A 19,196-nucleotide genomic window follows, 5' to 3' on the forward strand; every position below is an offset into this window, starting at 1 on the left:
TTCAGTCCGGCGGCGGCACGATTGGCCCCCCCCTGAGTGGCCCCGCCAGTGCCGATTTTGACCTGAAAATAGAAAAGTGGTTAAACGGCGCCTGGCAACAGGTTGCGATTTCTGAGTCGCCTTCTTCTGCAGAATCGATTAACTACAGTGCCGGGTCTGGCTATTACCGCTTTGTGGTGTATTCCTACTCCGGGGCTGGTAGCTACACATTGCGTGTGAGTAAATAATCGGCCACGCTAGTCGCAATTTTGAGTGAGCGCACAGGCACAGTCTGTGCGCTCACTTACTCCAGATAGCCCGCTATGGGTAAAAAAACACGCCAGTTTTGCTATGACTTTGAAATCTGCGACTATGATTAAAACAGCAATATGAGAATGCTGTGGGAGTGATACTCCAGGGACACATAGCACTTGAGCAAATTTACCGTTAGCAACAATAAGGTGAAATCATGTGCAACTCCTCGCTCAGAGCCCAGTCTTTGCTATTGCGGACTCTGCCTTTGTTACTCTGTCCGGTATTAGTCGTTGCCGAAACACCCACTAATGCACAAAGTAACGACCAAAGTGCCATCGAAACCATCACAGTAACGGGTTCACGGATCAAGCGCTCTATTCAGTCAGAGAGTGCCTCGCCCATTTCCAGCACGGAACTCAGTGATCTGACCGATATTGGCGCAAACAATGTCAGAGATCTGATTGAAGTTTTGCCCTTTAATGCCGGATCGCAGAACAACTCGGATAACTTGTCGCAAAACTTTACCGCGGGCACCTCGAACGTCAACCTACGGGGGCTGGGCGTATCGTCAACCTTAGTGTTACTGAATGGGATCCGGCAGGTCACGTCGGCAGTGGTGACCGATCAGGGTGCAAGTTTTGTTGATACCGCCTCTCTGGTGCCCACCTTAGCTATCAAGCGAGTCGAAATATTAAAAGACGGTGCTTCCGCCATTTATGGTTCAGATGCCGTTGCCGGGGTGGTGAATTTTATTACCCGGGACGACTTAGAGGGGAGCGAGCTGCAATACGAATATCGTACCCGCTGGAGTGATGGCGATCAGGAAGATACCAAAATTGACTTTGCCCATGGTGGCTATGTGGGTGATACCGGACACATGCTGTTTGCAGTGAGTTTTCTTGAGCGCTCCAGTTTGTTGCTTGACGAAGTTGACTGGTTACAGCCCGCCACCAGTAGCTTTGGTAACCCGGGTAGTTTTGTCATTCCCTCACGTGCGGATGAAAACAACCCCAATGGTTTAACTGTGGCAGATCCAAACTGTGTTGCTAATGGCGGGATATTCTCCGAAGGGAGCAACGGCAATTCGTTTTGCTTGTTTGATTTTGGCCCGCAAATTACCGCCGTGCCGAACGAAGACCGGCTGCAAGCCTATGCGCGCGCAACCTGGGACTGGAGCGATACCACACGCTTATGGGCTGAATTCGGCTACGCCAGAAACAAAATAACCCGGGAAGTGTCACCCAGTTTTCCGGTACTGAACGCCCCCAGTGTGCTGGCAAGTCACCCGGACAACCCCTATGGCGAGGACATTTTCTTTCGTGGCCGGCCTTACGGGGTCGGTAAACCAACCGAGATCAACTATTACGACCATACGACTTCGCGCTTTGCCTTTGGCGGCGATGGTGAAATAACCGAAGGCATTTACTGGCAGTTTTCTTTTGTTGCGGCCGCGAACGACGCCATACTGAACCCAAGAGACGTTATTACCGATAACTTTCAGGCCGCATTGCATGGTTTAGGGGGGATCAAATGCAGTGGCACCACAGTGGCCGAAGCCGGGCAAGGCGAGTGCTACTACTTTAACCCCTTTGATCCGCAGGACCCGGACAATGAGCTGCTCAGGGACTTTATCATCGGCGACTATTTGGGGGATGCCGAATCGGAAATGCGGGTTTACGAGGCCGTGATCACCGGTGAGTCGTTGTTTGAAGTAGGCGGTGGTGATGTCGGCTACGCGCTCGGTTTTCAGTACCGCGATGAGTCCATTAATAATGTCTATGACTCTTTTACCCAGCAAGACAGCTTTGCCTTTCTCATTGGTAATCAGAATTTTTACGGCGAGCGCGATGTAAAAGCCGTGTTCGCTGAGGTGCTGGTGCCGCTGACACTAGATTTAGAAATAGGCGCGGCATTGCGCTATGAGGATTATGGCGAGTTTGGTGGTGATACCACCAATCCTAAGGTGTCGTTTTTATGGCTGGCCAGCGAGCTGTTTTCATTTCGGGGCACTTACAGCACCTCATTCCGGGCACCGTCGGTTCATCAGTTACAGGGTGTACAGACTAACTTTGCTAACATCACAGATCCGGAAGATGGCTCGACCACATTTGGTGGTAACCGAACCGTCGGCGACCCTAACCTGGTCCCGGAGACCTCACAGGCGGTGAATCTCGGCCTGTCTTTTTCTTTAGATGAACTCGCTGTGGACTTGGATTACTGGGATTTTTCGTTTGAAGACGTACTGACCCGCGAAAGTCATCAGGCGGTGGTCAACGCTAACCCTAACGATCCAAGCCGGGTGATCCGCACATCAGCCGGTACCATTTCGATTGTGAATACCAAATTCATCAACGCCGAAGCGATTGATACGTCAGGGCTGGATATTAGCGCAACAACCATTTATCGCACTGATATGGGAGATTTCAGGCCACAACTAAAGGCCTCATATTTGCTGAGTTACGACCTTATGGATGCATCCGGCAACACTAGCGACGGGCTGGGCAAACTTAACCGTAACACGGTCGGTAATCCGGCTCCGCGGTTACGAGGTAGCATTGGCATGAACTGGTCAGACGGCGAGCACAGTGCCAACATTTATCTTCGTCATGTTGCCAGCTATGAAAACGACGTCAGCGGCGAATCTATCAGCTCGTTCAATACCATTGACCTGCAATACAGCATCAATCTGGGCGACCTGGTGAAGGAGGATTCAGAAACCCGACTTATCGCTGGTATCGTCAATGCTACCGATGAAGATCCGCCTTATGTCAGTATTGCCGGTAGCTACGACCCCAGAACGGGCGACCCCCGCGGGCGTCGCGCTTATATCAAAGTACAGCTGAGCTTCTGATATATGACGGGCTTTATGTGGCGTGCTCATTGTGTTTCCGATTGTGCAAAAACCTTTGCCCAATCTCAGAGCAGGCTAACTGGTGAAGCGCCATGACGGTTTGGCGCGCTTTGTTGCTTGGACTAGTGGTGATATGCCTGTTGGGCGCCAGCGCGCCCGAGCAACGGGTTATCAGGCTGGTTACGCTTGAATATCCCCCTTATGAGTTTCAGGGTAAAAATGGTCCCAGTGGCATTGCGGTGGAGTTGGTGCGCGAGGTATTCAGGCGCATGGAGCAGCCCTACAGCATCGATATTCTTCCCTGGGGCAGAGCGATTAGAGAAGTTGAAACCGGACGCTACGATGGTATTTTCACCATTTATAAAACCCCGCAGAGACTGGCATTTTTGGATTACTCGGATGAGATGCTGATAGAGCAGTCGATTGCGTTGTTCACGCTGAGAAAAAACAATATTCACTTTGACGGTCGACTTAACTCACTGGCGCCTTATCGGGTTGGGGTTATGCATAAAGTGAGCTATGGCAAAGAAATCGACATGGCGCTAAAAAGAGGCGTGTTTGAAAATGTCGTGACGACAGATACGGGCCGACGGAGCTTTGAGTTGCTGCTTGCAGACAGAGTGGAAGTGGTGGTGATCAACCGACTGGGTGCCCTTGAGATCATTAAGCAGCTTGGCATAGAAGACTTGGTTGCCGAGGTACCCAGCTACCGCTATGAGATCCCCAGTTATATTGCGTTTTCTAAGGTCCGCGCGCTGGATAAAACCCGGCTGGAGGTAGAACAGGCGCTGCGGGAAATAAAAAAAGACGGTACCTATGACAAAATACTGCAAGAGTATCTCAAGCACTATAACAAGGAGCAGTCCATATACGACACGTCGCCACAAACTGGTAAAGCGGTTGAAGAGCGCTCTTAAAGCTGCGCAACAAAGAGGCTGAGTAACATGAAACTCAAAATAAAGTCCAGACTGATATTGTTGTCACTGATCCCCGTGATCATCATTTCCTCTGTGGTGACCCTAATCACCTATCTGGAAGCGAAAAAACTCAATGAGGTGCAGGTTGAGTTAAGCCGTAAAGAAATGATGCGGATGAAGCGTGTGGAACTAAAAGCGTATCTGGAAATTGCCAAAACAGCTCTGACGCCCTTAATGCAGGGAGACCATCCCCAGTCAGAGGCCATTGCCTTGCTGAAGAACATCAAATTTAGCAAAACCGGCTATCTGTTTGGCTTTAAGCCAGACGGGACACGCGTCATGCAGGGGGACAGCGACCAGGGCATAGGCAAAAACTTTATTGATTTGCAGGATAAGCGGGGAAATTATCTGGTTCGGGATATCATTTCTTCGGCGCAAACGGGGGATGGCTATTCGGTTTATTACTTTCCTAAACTGGGCCAGAGCGAGCCTTTACCTAAGCTGGCATACAGCATCTATTTACCCAAATGGGACCTCATAGTGGGCACCGGGTTTTATACCGATGATGTCGATGCCCTGGTGAAGTCCATGCGGGACAAAAATGAAGTCCAACTCTATGAGAGCATCGCCAATATTTTGCTCTTTACTGTGGTGGTGTCCATCGGAGTGGCCGGGCTTGGCCTTATTATCAGTAAAAGCATCACAGTGCCTTTGTCTAAATTTGAGGACACCATTCATATTTATGCCGCCAGAGACGCCGACTTAACGGTACGCATTCCGGATTTTACCGTGCCTGAGTTCGACAGCCTGAGTCGGGATTTTAATATTTTCCTTGGCCAGCTGCATGAGTTGATAAAGAAAGTGGCCAAACTCACCAACGAGGTGGTCGATGAAACCCGACAGATCTCGGGGGCCTCTGGTAATATCAATTCAATCTTGTTGCGCCAGCAAACCGAAACCGAATTGATCGCCACGGCGATGACACAGCTGACGGCCTCTGCGGAAGAAATTTCCCGCAATGCTAATGAGGCCGCGACTGCCGCTAAAAATGCCGATAACAGTGCAAATGATACCCGCCACTCTGTTGATGAAGCGATGAACTCAGTGAATACGCTGGCTGAGAAGCTGGATGAGGCGAGCAGTGTGATTTTAAAACTGGAGGGGGATGTTCAGGGGATCTCCGGCTCTTTATCCATTATTCAGGAAATTGCCGAGCAAACGAATCTGCTGGCTTTGAATGCGGCTATTGAAGCGGCCCGGGCAGGCGAGCAGGGCAGAGGTTTTGCGGTGGTCGCCGACGAAGTCAGGGAGCTGGCAACGCGCACGCAAAAAAGTGCCTCTCAGATCCTGGGCGTGATCAACACGCTGACCGACGGTTCAAAAGAGGCCGTACGTGCCATGGAATCAAGCAAAAGCTACAGCGCCATTACGGTCGATAAGGCAGCCTCGGCGGCCGAGTCTCTGACGCAAATCGTCCAGTTCATCAATGAAATTTTGAGCGTGAATGAGCATATTGCCGATGCGACCAAGGAGCAAAACATTGTTGACAAAGAAATTTCCGAGCGCACCGATTCTATCTCACAGCAAAGCAAGGAGTCGGTGTCGATTGGTACAGAGAACTTAAGTGTCAGTAATAATCTGAGTGAAAAGGCCGGGGAGCTGGCGGCCATCGTGAATCGTTTCAAGATTTAATTAGGAGCAAAGTGAATGCCACAGCATCGGTTAGGAAAGCGTGAGTCATGCTAAAGAAATTTAAAAACCTGGGACCTGGCGTTATTGTGACCGCTGCCTTCATCGGCCCGGGCACGATCACCGCCTGCACACTGGCTGGTGCTCAGTTCGGGTATGCGCTGTTATGGGCGCTGGTGTTTGCAACCCTGGCGACCATTATTTTACAGGAAATGTCGGCGCGGGTAGGGATAGTCACACAGCAAGGGCTTGGCGCTGTGATCCATCAGTCCTTGCAGGACTCTGTGTGGAAATGGCCATTATTTGCTCTGATCATTGTGGCCATTTGTATTGGCAATGCGGCCTATGAGGCGGGCAATTTGGTGGGCGCCGCGCTGGGCATTGAGGCGATCACCACGCCAGGAAAATGGGTTTTTCGCGGTTCAATCATTGCGCTTACTGCTCTGGGCGCGGTGATTTTAATTCTCGGAACCTATAAGCAAATTGAGCGCATTCTGATAGCCCTGGTGTCTGTCATGGCGCTGGCATTTGTTGTCACCTTTTTTCTGGTCGACCCGGATTTGACAGCCCTGCTTAAAGGGATGGTGACACCTCAATTGCCTGAAGGCTCTTTGCTGACAGTCATTGCTTTGATTGGCACAACCGTGGTGCCTTATAACTTGTTTTTGCATGCCTCGGCGGCAAAGGCACATTGGTCTGAGCCAGATGATATTCCGCAGGCACGCGCAGACACCGCAATTTCCATTGGCCTGGGCGGCCTTATCGCCATTTTGGTGACCTCTACGGCGGCGGCAAGTATCTTTACACTGGGGTTGAGCGTGAATAATGCCGTTGACATGGCCAAGGTATTTGAGCCCTTATTTGGTAGCTTGTCTAAATATCTGCTGGGTATAGGGTTGTTTGCCGCGGGTCTGAGCAGTGTGATCACCGCACCGCTGGCCACCAGTTATGTGGTGACAGAGTTATTACAGCTGGACACCGAAGTGGATGCCAGGCCGTTTCGCTTTATCAGCGTCACCATTATTGTGATTGGGGCGGTGTTATCTATGGCCAATATTAAGCCGATAGAAATTATCTTGCTGGCCCAGTTTGCCAATGGCCTGCTGTTGCCTATTATCGCCGGTTTTCTGCTCTATGTAATGAACAATAAACGCATGCTGGGCAAATACTCGAATACGGTGGTGTCCAATATTTTGGGCTTTTCTGTGCTTATTTTAACCGCCATGCTGGGGATCCGCCTGATAGCCAAATCTCTGGGCTGGCTTTGATGTGCTACAAAAATATCTGAAGGGGTAGTAAAAGCTGAAGCACTTGACTTGCTTCAGCTCAATCTAGCTTGCGTTGATATTAGCTCGGGTTACCCGTGTTCTTGGCCTTCCTTGAATGAAATATGGCCAGGGCAATATACACACAGGTTGCATAGATATTGATAAATGGCACAAAGGCAACGAGGACTGCAACGGCTTTGCTGTATTGATATTTATAAGCAACCAGTAAGTTGATACCCAAACACAGGCATAACTGCAGGGCAAGCACAGTGGGAGCTAACGGCAGGTCGCCATTTCTTAGCATCTCTAACATCATTTAAGTCCTTTTTATTGTGAAATACTCCGTGTACAGGCTAGTTGTCGTTTCATCGATTGTAAAGGAGGCTCCTTTTGGGCCCGGCTCAGTCAGGCCCAAAAGGTACAGTGCGCAGTGAGTTTATGATGGTAAATTATTTTAACTGAGCTTTTAAATAATCGACGGCGGCTTCTAACTGGTTATCTCTTTGCGCTTTGATGCTTTCAATGGTTCTGGGCACCCAGATATCAATTTCAACCCCTGCGTTGATCAAAGGAGCGCCGTTAAACCCGCCTCTAGAATGTGAGCCGTGAGAGCATCAGGTCGCTGTCGGTGTTTTGTCTGTGGGAATAATAATAGATAAAGGCGTTTTGCTCGGTGTAAAACGCGCTGCTAACAAACTGAGCGGACCCGGGCAATGGTTGCTGAGACAGTATATTTAGGTGATGGTCGAACTCAAGCAGGCGCTGAGCATCCGGCGCTGTGATCTGCACCAGGATACGCTCGCCCACACTGAAGGCATGGCGTATTTGTCCGCTGTCGGGTTGCCAGCTCACTCCAGTGGACGTTCTGAGCGTATTGTCCTGCCAGCCAACGTGGTGCGTTTTACTTGCATAGATAAAGTGTTCGGGGCCCGATAACAATTCTGTTTCGCCCGAATCGATGTGATATGCCACCGTACTTGCCTGGGTTGCATGGGTTAGATAAAGCACCCCGGCTCCCGGTAAGTCAGAGGTTTGCCAGTATTCAACCCTGGTTATTGGCTGAGCTATGGGTAACGCTGTAAGCTCATGAGTTGCGACGTCAAATTGATACACTTTTTTGTCCGCTGCAAATACCAGTTGCTGTGCATTTGGGTGCCAGATAGCGCGAGATATAAAATCTTCCCGCCCGGGGTTGGTAAAAATCACTTCGGGTTGATTGTTCTGATCTGTCATATATAGCTGCGGGTAACCGCTGCGGTTCGAAACAAATACCACACTACGGCCAGTGGGTGATACAGATGCAAGGTAGTCTTCATACTTACTGTGTATCAGCGCCGCGTCCGGGCTTTGGCTGCTGAACACGTTAATGGTTTGATGAGCCCGGCTGGTAAGTAGTTTGTCCTGATATAGGTTTGCATCCAAAACGCCCGCCGACAGAGCGTGATGAATGGTTACTAGCTGATTATTCGCTGCTAATGCAAACACTGCGGGTTTTAAGCTGTCCAATAATATCAGGCGCTTATGGTGTGAAGACCAGGCCAGTTTATAGCGCCCGTCAAGTTCAGCGTTAATAACGTTGACGTTTAGCGAGTCGGGTTCAATTTTAAGCAGTTTGTTGATTTTTCTGTTTTCAAATAGTGATACATACAAGCCATCGGGCGTAGCGGCCAGATCGACGATGTCGTGCGCTGCTGGCAGGGTCATCAGCGTTTTTAGCTCAAAACTGATTAAGTCCAGTTGCATGATAACACTTTGCTTTGTGTCGGTTTGCGCGGCGTTTGGATGAGCCGCAACAAAGTAGATGGCCGAGTCTGGTCCTTTGAGCAAATGTCTGATGTTGCGCAGGTGTCTGGTTGCGGGCAGGCTGTGCTGTGGTTGAATACCGGATTGCGTCAGCCTGACTCTGATAAGCTTGCCTGCTTCAGAGTCGGTTTGTGCAATCAGCAGCTGCTTGTTCGTCAGCCAGGTAAAGTCGCGGATCTGTACATCGGACAACAGCCGGTCCTTGCCCGGATTTTCGAGTTGCCGTACGACTAATTCTGTTTGCTTATCTGCGCTTTGACGCAAAAAAGCAATGGCCTTACCGTCGGGTGAAAACTGGCCGTTAAACTCTGCCAAAGCGGTAAAGGTCAACGCCTGAGTATCAGAGAGTGTCGGGTGTGGCCTTGAAAAAATATAAGCAGTAATAACAAGGAGTAAGAAAACAAGGCCTAATGCAGATAGCAAGGCTTTGGAGGGCGTTTTAGTGCCGGTTTGGGGCTTTGAAATAGCCGCTTCTAAACTGTAGCCCTGTTTGGCATGTGTAAAGATGATTTCGGGCGACTTGCTGCTGTCTCTGAGCGCTTTTCTTAGCAGTGCAATCAGGCGCTGCAATGAGCTGGGTGAAAAAACGCGACCGGGCCAGATGGTTTCATACAGAGTTTCTTGTGCAATCACCGTATTGGGCTGTCCGGCAAGCACGCATAACAGGGCCATTGCTTTTGGTTCCAGCGAATTTATTTCGTCCGAGTGCTGCACCTGGTTACGTTGTGGGTCAATGATTATGTTGTTGATGACAAAAGCGTGCGTTAATTTTTCCATGCTTAACTTATTGAATTATATGGCCTAAGAAATTCCTAAGACAAAAATTAGGACGATTACATCGCCTTCATTGGGTGTTTTTAGTTGTATTGCTGAGCGCAGTCACTCACCTGGATACCGCACAGATAATTTGTCGTTCATACGAGTGAACCTATGAGTGTACCCATCTGGGGCGTATTTAAGCGCTTTTAAATAATAAATACAATGGAGTAAACAAAAATGAAGTTAGTTTGGCTATTCGCACTGTTATGTGCTTCACACTTATCCTGGGGCAATGAAAGGGAGGTTGAGATAGCGCTTTCCTCAGCGTTATTTAAAGAAACACGTAAGGTACATATTTCATTACCTGTGGGCTATTTTAATCTGGAGAACAAAGCACTACGCTTTCCTGTGCTATATCTGACGGATGCCCGAGGTCAGATGGACCATGCCGCCAGTATGATCCATTACTTGCAAGGTGGCATCTCCGAAATGATAGTGGTGGGTATTGAGACGCCATCACGCAGTCGGGATTTGAGCCCGTATACAGAAGACGGTCAGGTAATTACCGAACCGGCCAATCATGCGTTGCTGAACTTTATTCGCACTGAGGTGAAGCCGCTGGTCGAGCAGCGTTATCGGACCAACTCGTTCAGTCTGCTCAGCGGTCATTCTCTGGGAGGGCTGTTTACCTTGTACACTATGCTGTCGACCCCTGAGCTATTTGATGTGTACATTGCATTGTCGCCGGCAATGGGTTGGGGCAGCGGTAATATGCTGCCATTCATTGAGCAGTATCCGGAGCGCTTAAAACTGGACAAAACGCTGATCATCGCAACAGAAGCGGATACCCCGTTTGAAAAGCAGATCCCAAACTTTATCCGGCTCAGAAAAAACCTCGATGCACATGCCGGACCTAAACTTAACTGGCATGCCGACCTGTATGAAGCAGAAGATCATATGACCATTGCCCATATTGGCCTCTATGATGCAGTGCGCTATGTATTTCGTAACTGGTGGATCACCGGTGAGAAGATCAAAGGCAAAAAACACGAGTTTGATGCACATTATCAGGGGCTGTCAGAGCGACTTGGTTATGAGGTCGTACCTGAGTTTAATGAGCTTTGGGGGCTGAGCAATTATCTGGTTGTTAAAGAGTATATTGAAGAGGCCGAATATATCGTTAACAAATGGATAGCCTATTATCCGGATACCGCAGAGCCTTACGGCATGTTGAGCCGGGTATTTATGGCCAAGGAGGCGCCACAACAGGCAATACAAGCCGTGAATAAGGCGATTTCTCTATCTGTGGATGACGCGTCTCAGCTGGCCTGGCTAAACAAGCAAAAGCAGACAATTCAACAAGCCTTGTAATTAAACTCTGCCGCCAGTTACTCAGTGCCTACTGGTAACTGGCGAATGCCGCCTCAAAGTGTGGTTACTGGCACTGTTTAACCAGTGTATTGGCTAAGAACTGATTGACCTGAGCCTGCGTTTCACGGTTAAAGCTGTAGTGGCCGCCAGGTAACTCTATATGATCATACAAATAGGCAAAATCAGCCTGTTGAAGGGAGTCGATGATGTTGTTTGCCATCCTATGAGATGGCCAGATCTCATCTTGTCTGGCTGATACCAACAAGACAGGCCCATTGGTTTTTTCTACCGGGATCCGCGCAGCATTAAGGGTACTGGCCGCTGCATCATCAAGTGCGCTTTCGAATGCAGGCGTATATGTGCCAGTGACTACGCCTTTTTGCATTGGCCAGGAAATCAGTGGCGCATCGACATAGGACAAAGGGGTTTGCCCAAGCTGCCAGCCCGGCTGTGAGGAAAAAGTTTTTACCGCGTTCCAGCTAACATGGCTGGGCATGACTGCTACCGCATGGTTTATGTGCTCAAAGTGCGCAGCCAGCAGCAGCGCCAGCTCCGCGCCTTTGGAAAACCCGTAAACCGCAATGCAGTTTGAGTTGATCCTGGGGTCGTCTGCCAGCTTGCTAATTCGCGTGGCAATGTCATCCAGCGACAACGAAATTTGTCTTGAAGGCGTGCCCGGTGTCCCAAAATAAGCGAGCGACGCAACAGACATACCGTGTTTATGAAAGCTATCCATCAGGGGCTGAAAATGGGGTTTCGCCAGGGTGTTACCGCCTTCGCTGCCACCAAGCAGCACAACCAGCGGATGCGGATGGCCATCATCAATAAAATGGCGCTTCACATCGGGGTCCGTGGCTGAATTGCAGGCACTAAGCAGCCCTGCCAGCAGGACCGGCATTATGTTTTTCATATCAGTTTCCTTTGTTTTTTATTGTTTGGGTGAGCCGCAGGACTCGGTATTAAATCTGTAGTTTTTGCCGCAGCAGCTTTGCACCACTGCGACTGCTGATCACCTGTTGCCCACTGTGCGCCAGTTTGATCAAATACCCTCCGGTAACCCAGCGCTCCAGTGTGCTGATCTTCAGGCGGTTGACAATGGCGTTACGGTGAATGCGAAGAAACACATCCGGCAGTGTGGTCATGAGCTCTTCAAGCGTCAGATCTATGGGGTAAGTGTGTTCGGCGCTATAGGCGATGGCATGGCCGTGTTCCAGCTTAATGACTTCAATCTTGCTGGCTTCAATACGTGTTACCTTATCGCCGACTTTGCTGGTCAGCGTTAATGGCTCAGTGCCGGGCAAGCCTTGTGCGGTAACCCGAGACAGCGCCAGGGCTAGTCGCTCATTGGTATAGGGCTTGAGCAAGTAGTCCGTTGCGCCAAGTGTAAATGCATCTACGGCAAATTCGCTGTAGGCTGTGGTAAAGATGATCTGACCTTTGAATCCGGCTGTTTGTAACTGCTGGCTCAGCTGCAGGCCATTCATGCCCGGCAGATTGATATCAACAAAGACCAAATCAATTTGATAATGGTCAAAATCAGCTAAAAAGCGCGCTGGATCCTCGCCATGATAGACAAGTTGGTAGTGACATAGCTGGCTCAGCTGCGTTTTAAGTTTTTGTAATGCCGGCAGTTCATCTTCGATGATGGCGATATTTAGCATTGTTATTCCTCCAGCACAAACTGCGCTTTGGCGCCACCATTGGGCAAGTTAGAGAGCGTCAGTTCAGCATTGGCTTCCAGCTTGAGCCGGGAGCGGGTAATCGCCAGGCCCAGGCCTGTTTGAGCATCACCCGCCAACACAGACTTGGGAAAGCCCACGCCATTGTCAGTGACTGAAATGGTTGCCAAACCCTGCTCAAGGTGCGCTCCAATGGTGATGCACAGCGGGCGTTTCTGGCCATGTTTGATGGCATTTTCAATGAGCGGCTGGAGCACCATGGCCGGCAAGGCGAGGCTGAGCAGCGCTTCGTCGACTTTGAACTCAATCTGCAAATTTTCCCCAAAGCGACACTGTTCGATTTCACACCACTTGTGGAGTGTTAAGAGTTCATCAGACAGATTAACGGTGGGCGACTCGCTACGCCCCGATATTGTGTGCCTGAGTGAGTAGCGCAGAATAGCCGACAGGTTATGAACCAGCGTTTCGGCCTGCGCCGGACGAGATGAAGTCAGTGCGGCAATGGTGTTTAAGCTGTTAAACAAAAAGTGTGGGTTAAGTTGGCTGTGAAGTAACCTGAGCTCAGCCTGCTGGCGTAGTAACTGCTCATCTTTGAGGTGTTTTTGGGTAAGGTAAAACTTTGTCAGCACAAATATACCGCTACTCCATGGCAGCGCAATGAACAGCGCTTCTGCTAATTCCAGGACGCGGATCCCGAGCAGCTGAGCGCGTAGCGCCCCAAATACCAAAGTGCCAGCAACTATAGCCAAATAAAGCAGGCCATATTGTGCAAACCAGTGTGAGATTGCTGCGCGCCGTATCAATACATAACTAACGAGCATAGGCAACCAGTACATAAACAGTACAGCAGCCAGTGAGGAGAAGACAATGGGGGGCGAGAGCGGCAGTGCGCGCTGCACCCAGTCGGTTAAGCTAATCGACAGGCTCACCATGGCGATGATGGCCAGTGCCATGAGCCGCTCACTACGCTGTAAATAAATTACTGACATCTCAATCCATTAGGTAAATTATCTACGGAGAGTTTACCTGATTTGGAGAGCACTTCAGTAACAAGCTGAGTGAATTGTTATTTTTCCTAGGTGAATGGTTCCAAACCAATAAATGAGATAGATAACTCGGTATGCTAGCCGCGATTTAAAATCCTGCGTGTGGCGATGCCGGTTGACGCGGTATCTATTCTGTATAAGCTGCTTACGCCCTGGGCGATGGGCGACATCGAGAATTTTTGCGACAGTGCCGAGCGCTGGGCTGTATTGGCGAGCGCCTGGCTTGAGGCCAGCATCAAGTTGCCCATTGCAACGGCCGGGGTGTCTCCCAGAACTTTGGTATTCACCTGCGTCACTGCATCTGTGATCTGACTGTTCACTGCGGTTGGAAATGCCATAAAAATACCCCTTTGATAAGTGAATATGAATCTAAGACAAGCCTAGCCCGTTTCCTGCTGTCTGACGATTACAGCCGATTACGCATGACGTTAACCATTCTTCTGAGTAGAACAATACCATCGTTTTTTACGTAATTACGTTCTCGATCAACTATGAAATCATGCTCTTGGTCTACGGGCACGCGTGCCTATACTTAACGAAAGAAGTGATCACAGATGTTTAGCTGGTTAAAACACAAGTTGCTGGGAAACGCCCCGGTAACGCACGGAGAAACAAAGATGACGAAAGTACTGGTTTTATATTATTCAAGCTATGGCCATATCGAAACCATGGCACATGCCGTTGCTGAAGGCGCAGGCTCGGTTGCGGGTGTAGAGGTGACAATTAAACGAGTTGCCGAATTGATGCCCGAAGAGGTGGCTAAAAACGCGGGGGTTAAGCTGGATCAGGCCGCTGAAATTGCAACCCCGGCAGAGCTTGAGAGCTATGATGCCATTATTTTTGGCACCCCGACGCGATTTGGTAATATGGCGTCGCAAATGCGCAACTTCTTAGATCAAACCGGTGGTTTGTGGGCGGCGGGTAAGCTGATTGGCAAAGTTGGCAGTGTCTTTACCTCAACGGGCACCGGTGGCGGTAACGAAACCACCATTCAGTCCTTCCATACCACCTTATTTCATCATGGTATGGTGGTTGTGGGCTTGCCTTATGCCGCGGCTGAATTAACGGATATTTCAGAAGTCAGAGGTGGCTCACCCCTTGGGGCCGCCTGTATTGCCGGGGCCGATGGCAGTCGCCAGCCATCAGACAAAGAACTCGCACTGGCTAAGTTCCAGGGTCAGCACGTGGCTGGCATTGCTGCGAAACTCAAATAACGCGCAGTTTAAAAAGAAAGCGTGGTTGTTCATCACGCTTTTTCAAACAGTTCAATCTGTCACTCTGGTTTTTGTGGTTGCAAAGTGCAAGTAAGTGACAGCTCTGCCGACAGAGTTGCGACAATTCCAGCGTGTCTCTTAATTATCCGCTCTTCCCGGTAGCCCTCATCACTCTTGCCATTAGGTGGCATTGATTTTAAGCCTCAGGTGCAGCAATGAAACGATGCTTTAATCAGGTGTTTAAAGTTTTTTAAATTTTCTTGATCTTTGTTTCACAAGGTCGCGTATTGCTCGATTGTTGACCACCTTTGATGGAGAAGAACGTGAAAGCACTGATAAAAATAATGTTAATAAGCACCCTGGCCTTGCTCGCGGCTTGTTCCGACCATGACAATGACCACGACGTTGTCGTCACACCCACACCCGAAAACTCCGTGTATGATGCAGCCAAGGCTGCTGGCAGTTTTAACACCCTGGTTGCGGCAATCGACGCTGCGGGTCTGACTGCAACGTTAGACAACACCGACAACACCTTTACTGTGTTTGCACCTACCGATGCAGCCTTTGCTGCGCTAGGTGAAGACACCATCAATAGTTTGCTTGCTGACCCTGACACGCTAAGCAAAATTCTGACCTACCATGTGCTTGATTCAAAAGTGGCAGCAGAAGCCGCGCTCAGTCTGGCGGGGCAAACCACCACAACAGTAAATGGCGCCAAGCTTGCCTTGTCTTTGTCGGGTGATAACCTGCTTATCAACACCGCAACGGTTACCCAGACGGACATCATGACGGATAACGGCATTATTCACGTTATCGACGCCGTTTTGATGCCGCCAAGCACAGCAACGTCGACCGCAAACATCGCCGAGGTTGCAACACAGGCGGGTAACTTTACGACTTTGCTTAAAGCTGTCGAAACGGCTGGTCTCACCGGCGCGCTCATGGGCGGTGACGACTTGACCGTGTTCGCGCCCACAGATGCCGCTTTTGCTGCGCTGGGTACAAAAACCATCAACACCTTACTGGCAAATCTGGATGTACTGGGTCGCATCCTCAAGCAACATATTGTTGCAGGCAAAGTTGACTCGGTAACCGCGATGTCACTCAACGGCAAAACCGCAACAACGCTAGAGCAGAATCAGCAAAGCGTGGCGATTGATGCCGCAACAGACATGCTTAAATTCGCCGGTGTGACAGTTACGCAAACCGATATTCCTGCGTCAAATGGCGTGATCCATGTGCTCGATGCGGTGGTTGTAGGCAACATCAGTGTGCCCGAGTCGCTGGGCCTGATCCCTGAAGTGGCAGCGGGTGCGGGTTCTTTCAATACCTTATTAAACCTGGTCACCGCGACGGGATTGGACGCGACGCTGGGCGATCCGACAACCAAATTTACGGTGTTTGCACCGACTGATGCCGCGTTTGCAGCATTAGGCCAGGACACGTTAGATGCATTGGCCGCAGATACAGACAAACTTAAAGACATTTTGCTGTATCACGTGGTGGTAGGGCAGAGCGTAATGTCTGATGCCGCAGCCGGTATTGCCGCTTCAGCTGATAACATGGTGGCGATGGCCAACACAGACAAAAGCGCCCTGAGTATTGTAGACAGCATGCTGTTTATCAATGATGCAGTGATCCGCACAGCCAATGTACAGGCCGACAATGGCGTGATTCACGTTCTCGATAAAGTGATTATGCCGCCAATGGATAAAATGGCGACGGAGAAAACCATTGTTGACGTAGCAATGGAAACCGATGATTTATCAACGCTTGTAACTGCGCTTGGGGCTGCCAATCTAGTCGACACCTTATCCGACACCAGCAAGCAGTTTACTGTCTTTGCGCCGACCAATCGTGCATTCCAGAAAATCCCTGCCGACGTCTTGAACGCATTACTGGCCGATCAGGCAGGTTTAACTCAGGTACTTACCCAGCATGTGTTGGGACTGGAAGCGTCTTCTTCTTTGGCGTTCAGCCTGAACGGTAAACAGGTAGAAACGCTGGCCACTAATATGTTGGACCTGAAAGTGGTGGACTTTGTTGCAACGGCAAACACACAGAGCGACATGGTCGCGTATGATGCGACCAATCAAAGACTGGTGTCTGGTAATGGCGCCGCCATGGCCGGTAAAACGCTTTACGTGTTTGATGACGACCTGACGTTTGCTAACAGTCAATGTGTCGATGCCTGTGCGACCAATTGGCCGCCGGTGATAGCCACACAAGAGCAGATTGCTAATATTCCTGGTTTGTCGCTGATAGCTAGACTCGATGGCAGCATGCAGGCCGCTTATCTTGGTCGTCCACTGTATATGTTCGCACAAGACACCAACCCGGGTGATGCCATGGGTCAGGGCGTTGGAGGAAAATGGTGGCAGGTGAGCTTGCCAACGTCGGGCTTGCAAGTTGAAGGCAGCAACATTACTCAGGTTGATATTTACACCGCCAATGGCGTGGTGCATCTGATTGATACGGTGATCACCACAGTAGATTAATTCCCTTCCTCACTCCTTTCCTATGAGGTTTGGCGCAACTGCCTCGGTTGCGCCTTTTTTATTTGCCACTATTCATCCAGCGTCAGGACGATCCGCCCATTAATTTCACTGTTCAGCATTTGCTCAAACACGTCATTGATGGCTTCAAGGGGTTTGGTCTCGATGATGGCTTTGACCTTGCCCTGTGCGGCAAATTGCAGGCACTCGACCAGGTCCTGACGTGTACCAACGATGCTACCAACCACACTGACACCCTTGAGCACAGTGTCAAAGATAGGAATGGGCATTTCCTCTGGAGGCAGGCCAACGAGCACACACACGCCACCGCGTTTAACACTATGAAAAGATGAAGTAAAAGCGGATTTGGATACGGCCGTACAGATTACAGCCTGAACGCCGCCCAGCTCAGTTTGTATGGTTTGCGCCGGTTCTTGCTGAGTGTAGTCCACCACCAGGTCAGCGCCCAAGTCACGTGCCAGTGCAAGCTTTTCTTCTCCACTGTCTACGGCGACTACATTCAGGCCCATGGCTTTGGCATATTGAATGGCCAGATGACCCAGACCGCCTGCGCCGACAATAGAAACCCAGTCGCCGGGTTTGGCACCTGACACTTTGAGGGCTTTGTAGGTGGTAACGCCGGCACAAAACAGCGGCGCGGCTTCAACAAAAGGCACATTATCGGGGATTTTAACGACATAATTGGCGTCAGCTTTGGTAAATTGCGCATAACCCCCATCGACCGAGTAACCGCTATTTTGCTGTTGCGGACAGAGGTTTTCATCGCCTTTCAGGCAATGCTCACACTGGCCGCAGGCGCTGTGCAACCAGGGCACACCAACTCGATCGCCAAGTGCCAGATGAGTTACATCCTGTGCTTTGGCGACCACAGTACCCACCCCTTCGTGGCCGGGGATCAAAGGCAGCTTAGGTTTTACGGGCCAGTCTCCGTGGCAGGCATGCAAGTCGGTATGACATACCCCACAGGCGGCAATTTCGACCAGCACTGAGCCCGGAGTCAGAGTCGGTTTGTCGACGGTTTGTATTTCTAACGGCTGTTTAAAGGCATGGACGAGCGCGGCTTTCATATGATTCTCTCCTGGAAGATGTTAGCCACGAGTATAGTGATTTAATACTGACATAATTTGATCCGGCGCAAACTCGTTAGCGACTATGTCTTCAATTTAGGTATGGCGCTGACCGTAAGCGTTAGCTGGCAATGTAACGATTGTCATACAGCTGGCTCAAGATAGCCGTGCGTTTTTAAAATGAGCGACTAAACTTCATGCAAAATAGCAGCTTGTATCAATCTTTGTTTGAATGGCTCAGACCGAAAGCGTCAGTGAGAGTACCTTTATTGGTACGTAAGGGGCTGTAATTTACCAAAACAATTTACTGCGCTACAGTTTGCCTTCAGCCAGACCTGTCATTTGTCGCTCATTACTGACTGTTTATCGCAGCCAGTATGCGGGGTTCATGGCCATATCTACTGAGTAGGTAAAGCTTGGGTGGTTGCATATTTGTTAAATTTGTATTTTGTTTTGCTTTATTTTTTAGTGCTTTGTGATAGCATCAATATGAAAATCATCGAAAAGGAAACGTTTTAGCTGTTTGCAAAGCAGCGAAAAGAAGAAAATAACAACGTTAGGGAATGGTATTTTTAGTTCAGTTGTCGTCCCGCCAGATTAACACTATCAGAGAATTTAAGCCTGGTTGAACACCAGTTTTTTGATTATTTTCAATTTAATCAAAAGCTTGTTGGTGCCGGGTGTTAAAGGTGTAGTTGATTAGCATGGCTTGCGGTTTTAAGCGGTTAGTTAACCTTTAAAACCACATTGACAGTGTGCTGCGACTTTGCGGTTATTCGCAG

14 protein-coding genes and 1 pseudogene are annotated in these 19,196 nt (G+C 49.7%); 8 read left to right on the forward strand and 7 right to left on the reverse strand.

Annotation, left to right across the window (positions count from 1 at the left end; translation table 11 throughout):
- The 5 genes and pseudogenes from TW77_RS25370 to TW77_RS02250 form a co-directional block, all read left to right on the forward strand.
- Positions 1-227 (forward strand): annotated as a pseudogene (locus TW77_RS25370) (M6 family metalloprotease domain-containing protein); the annotation flags it as partial.
- A 221-nt stretch (positions 228-448) separates the two neighbouring features.
- On the forward strand, positions 449-3,085 hold the full coding sequence (locus TW77_RS02235; RefSeq protein ID WP_052713002.1) for a TonB-dependent receptor domain-containing protein: 2,637 nt from the start codon (positions 449-451) through the stop codon (positions 3,083-3,085).
- Positions 3,086-3,177: 92 nt separating this feature from the next.
- Positions 3,178-4,002, forward strand: coding sequence for a substrate-binding periplasmic protein (locus TW77_RS02240; protein ID WP_046003353.1), 825 nt, complete (start codon positions 3,178-3,180; stop codon positions 4,000-4,002).
- Positions 4,003-4,029: 27 nt separating this feature from the next.
- On the forward strand, positions 4,030-5,694 hold the full coding sequence (locus TW77_RS02245) for a methyl-accepting chemotaxis protein (protein ID WP_046003354.1): 1,665 nt from the start codon (positions 4,030-4,032) through the stop codon (positions 5,692-5,694).
- A 47-nt stretch (positions 5,695-5,741) separates the two neighbouring features.
- A complete protein-coding gene (locus tag TW77_RS02250; RefSeq protein ID WP_046003355.1) occupies positions 5,742-6,959 on the forward strand; it encodes an Nramp family divalent metal transporter in 1,218 nt (405 codons plus the stop codon).
- A gap of 79 nt (positions 6,960-7,038) precedes the next feature.
- Here the strand turns inward: TW77_RS02250 and TW77_RS02255 are convergent, their stop codons facing one another.
- Together TW77_RS02255 and TW77_RS02260 are read right to left on the reverse strand one after the other, a co-directional pair.
- Positions 7,039-7,275, reverse strand: coding sequence for a hypothetical protein (locus TW77_RS02255; protein WP_240479448.1), 237 nt, complete (start codon positions 7,273-7,275; stop codon positions 7,039-7,041).
- A 275-nt stretch (positions 7,276-7,550) separates the two neighbouring features.
- Positions 7,551-9,539, reverse strand: coding sequence for a winged helix-turn-helix domain-containing protein (locus TW77_RS02260; RefSeq protein WP_046003357.1), 1,989 nt, complete (start codon positions 9,537-9,539; stop codon positions 7,551-7,553).
- Between the two features lie 219 nt (positions 9,540-9,758).
- Here TW77_RS02260 and TW77_RS02265 point away from each other — a divergent pair, with 219 nt between their 5' ends.
- Entirely contained in the window at positions 9,759-10,892 is a 1,134-nt protein-coding gene (locus TW77_RS02265; RefSeq protein ID WP_046003358.1) for an alpha/beta hydrolase, read from the forward strand.
- 64 nt (positions 10,893-10,956) lie between these two features.
- Here TW77_RS02265 and TW77_RS02270 read toward each other — a convergent pair whose 3' ends face one another.
- The 4 genes from TW77_RS02270 to TW77_RS02285 form a co-directional block, all read right to left on the reverse strand.
- Positions 10,957-11,802, reverse strand: a complete 846-nt coding sequence (locus TW77_RS02270) for an acyl-CoA thioester hydrolase/BAAT C-terminal domain-containing protein (RefSeq protein WP_046003359.1) — start codon at positions 11,800-11,802, stop codon at positions 10,957-10,959.
- A 49-nt stretch (positions 11,803-11,851) separates the two neighbouring features.
- Entirely contained in the window at positions 11,852-12,553 is a 702-nt protein-coding gene (locus TW77_RS02275; protein WP_046003360.1) for a LytR/AlgR family response regulator transcription factor, read from the reverse strand.
- A 2-nt stretch (positions 12,554-12,555) separates the two neighbouring features.
- A complete protein-coding gene (locus TW77_RS02280; protein WP_046003361.1) occupies positions 12,556-13,560 on the reverse strand; it encodes a sensor histidine kinase in 1,005 nt (334 codons plus the stop codon).
- Between the two features lie 134 nt (positions 13,561-13,694).
- Positions 13,695-13,955 carry a RebB family R body protein gene (locus tag TW77_RS02285; protein WP_046003362.1) on the reverse strand — a complete coding sequence of 87 codons (261 nt, stop codon included), beginning with the start codon at positions 13,953-13,955 and terminating at the stop codon, positions 13,695-13,697.
- A gap of 279 nt (positions 13,956-14,234) precedes the next feature.
- On the opposite strand from TW77_RS02285, the gene wrbA reads away from it, so the two are divergent.
- The gene (gene wrbA, locus TW77_RS02290) at positions 14,235-14,831 is read left to right on the forward strand and encodes an NAD(P)H:quinone oxidoreductase (RefSeq protein ID WP_046003444.1); all 597 of its coding nucleotides are present in this window, start codon (positions 14,235-14,237) and stop codon (positions 14,829-14,831) included.
- A 344-nt stretch (positions 14,832-15,175) separates the two neighbouring features.
- Positions 15,176-17,329, forward strand: a complete 2,154-nt coding sequence (locus TW77_RS02295; protein ID WP_428838736.1) for a fasciclin domain-containing protein — start codon at positions 15,176-15,178, stop codon at positions 17,327-17,329.
- Between the two features lie 68 nt (positions 17,330-17,397).
- On the opposite strand, the gene adhP is transcribed toward TW77_RS02295, so the two are convergent.
- Positions 17,398-18,414 carry an alcohol dehydrogenase AdhP gene (gene adhP / locus TW77_RS02300; protein WP_046003364.1) on the reverse strand — a complete coding sequence of 339 codons (1,017 nt, stop codon included), beginning with the start codon at positions 18,412-18,414 and terminating at the stop codon, positions 17,398-17,400.
- Positions 18,415-19,196: the final 782 nt, after the last annotated feature.

This window comes from Pseudoalteromonas rubra, from assembly GCF_000967655.1.
Lineage (GTDB): Bacteria > Pseudomonadota > Gammaproteobacteria > Enterobacterales > Alteromonadaceae > Pseudoalteromonas > Pseudoalteromonas rubra_A.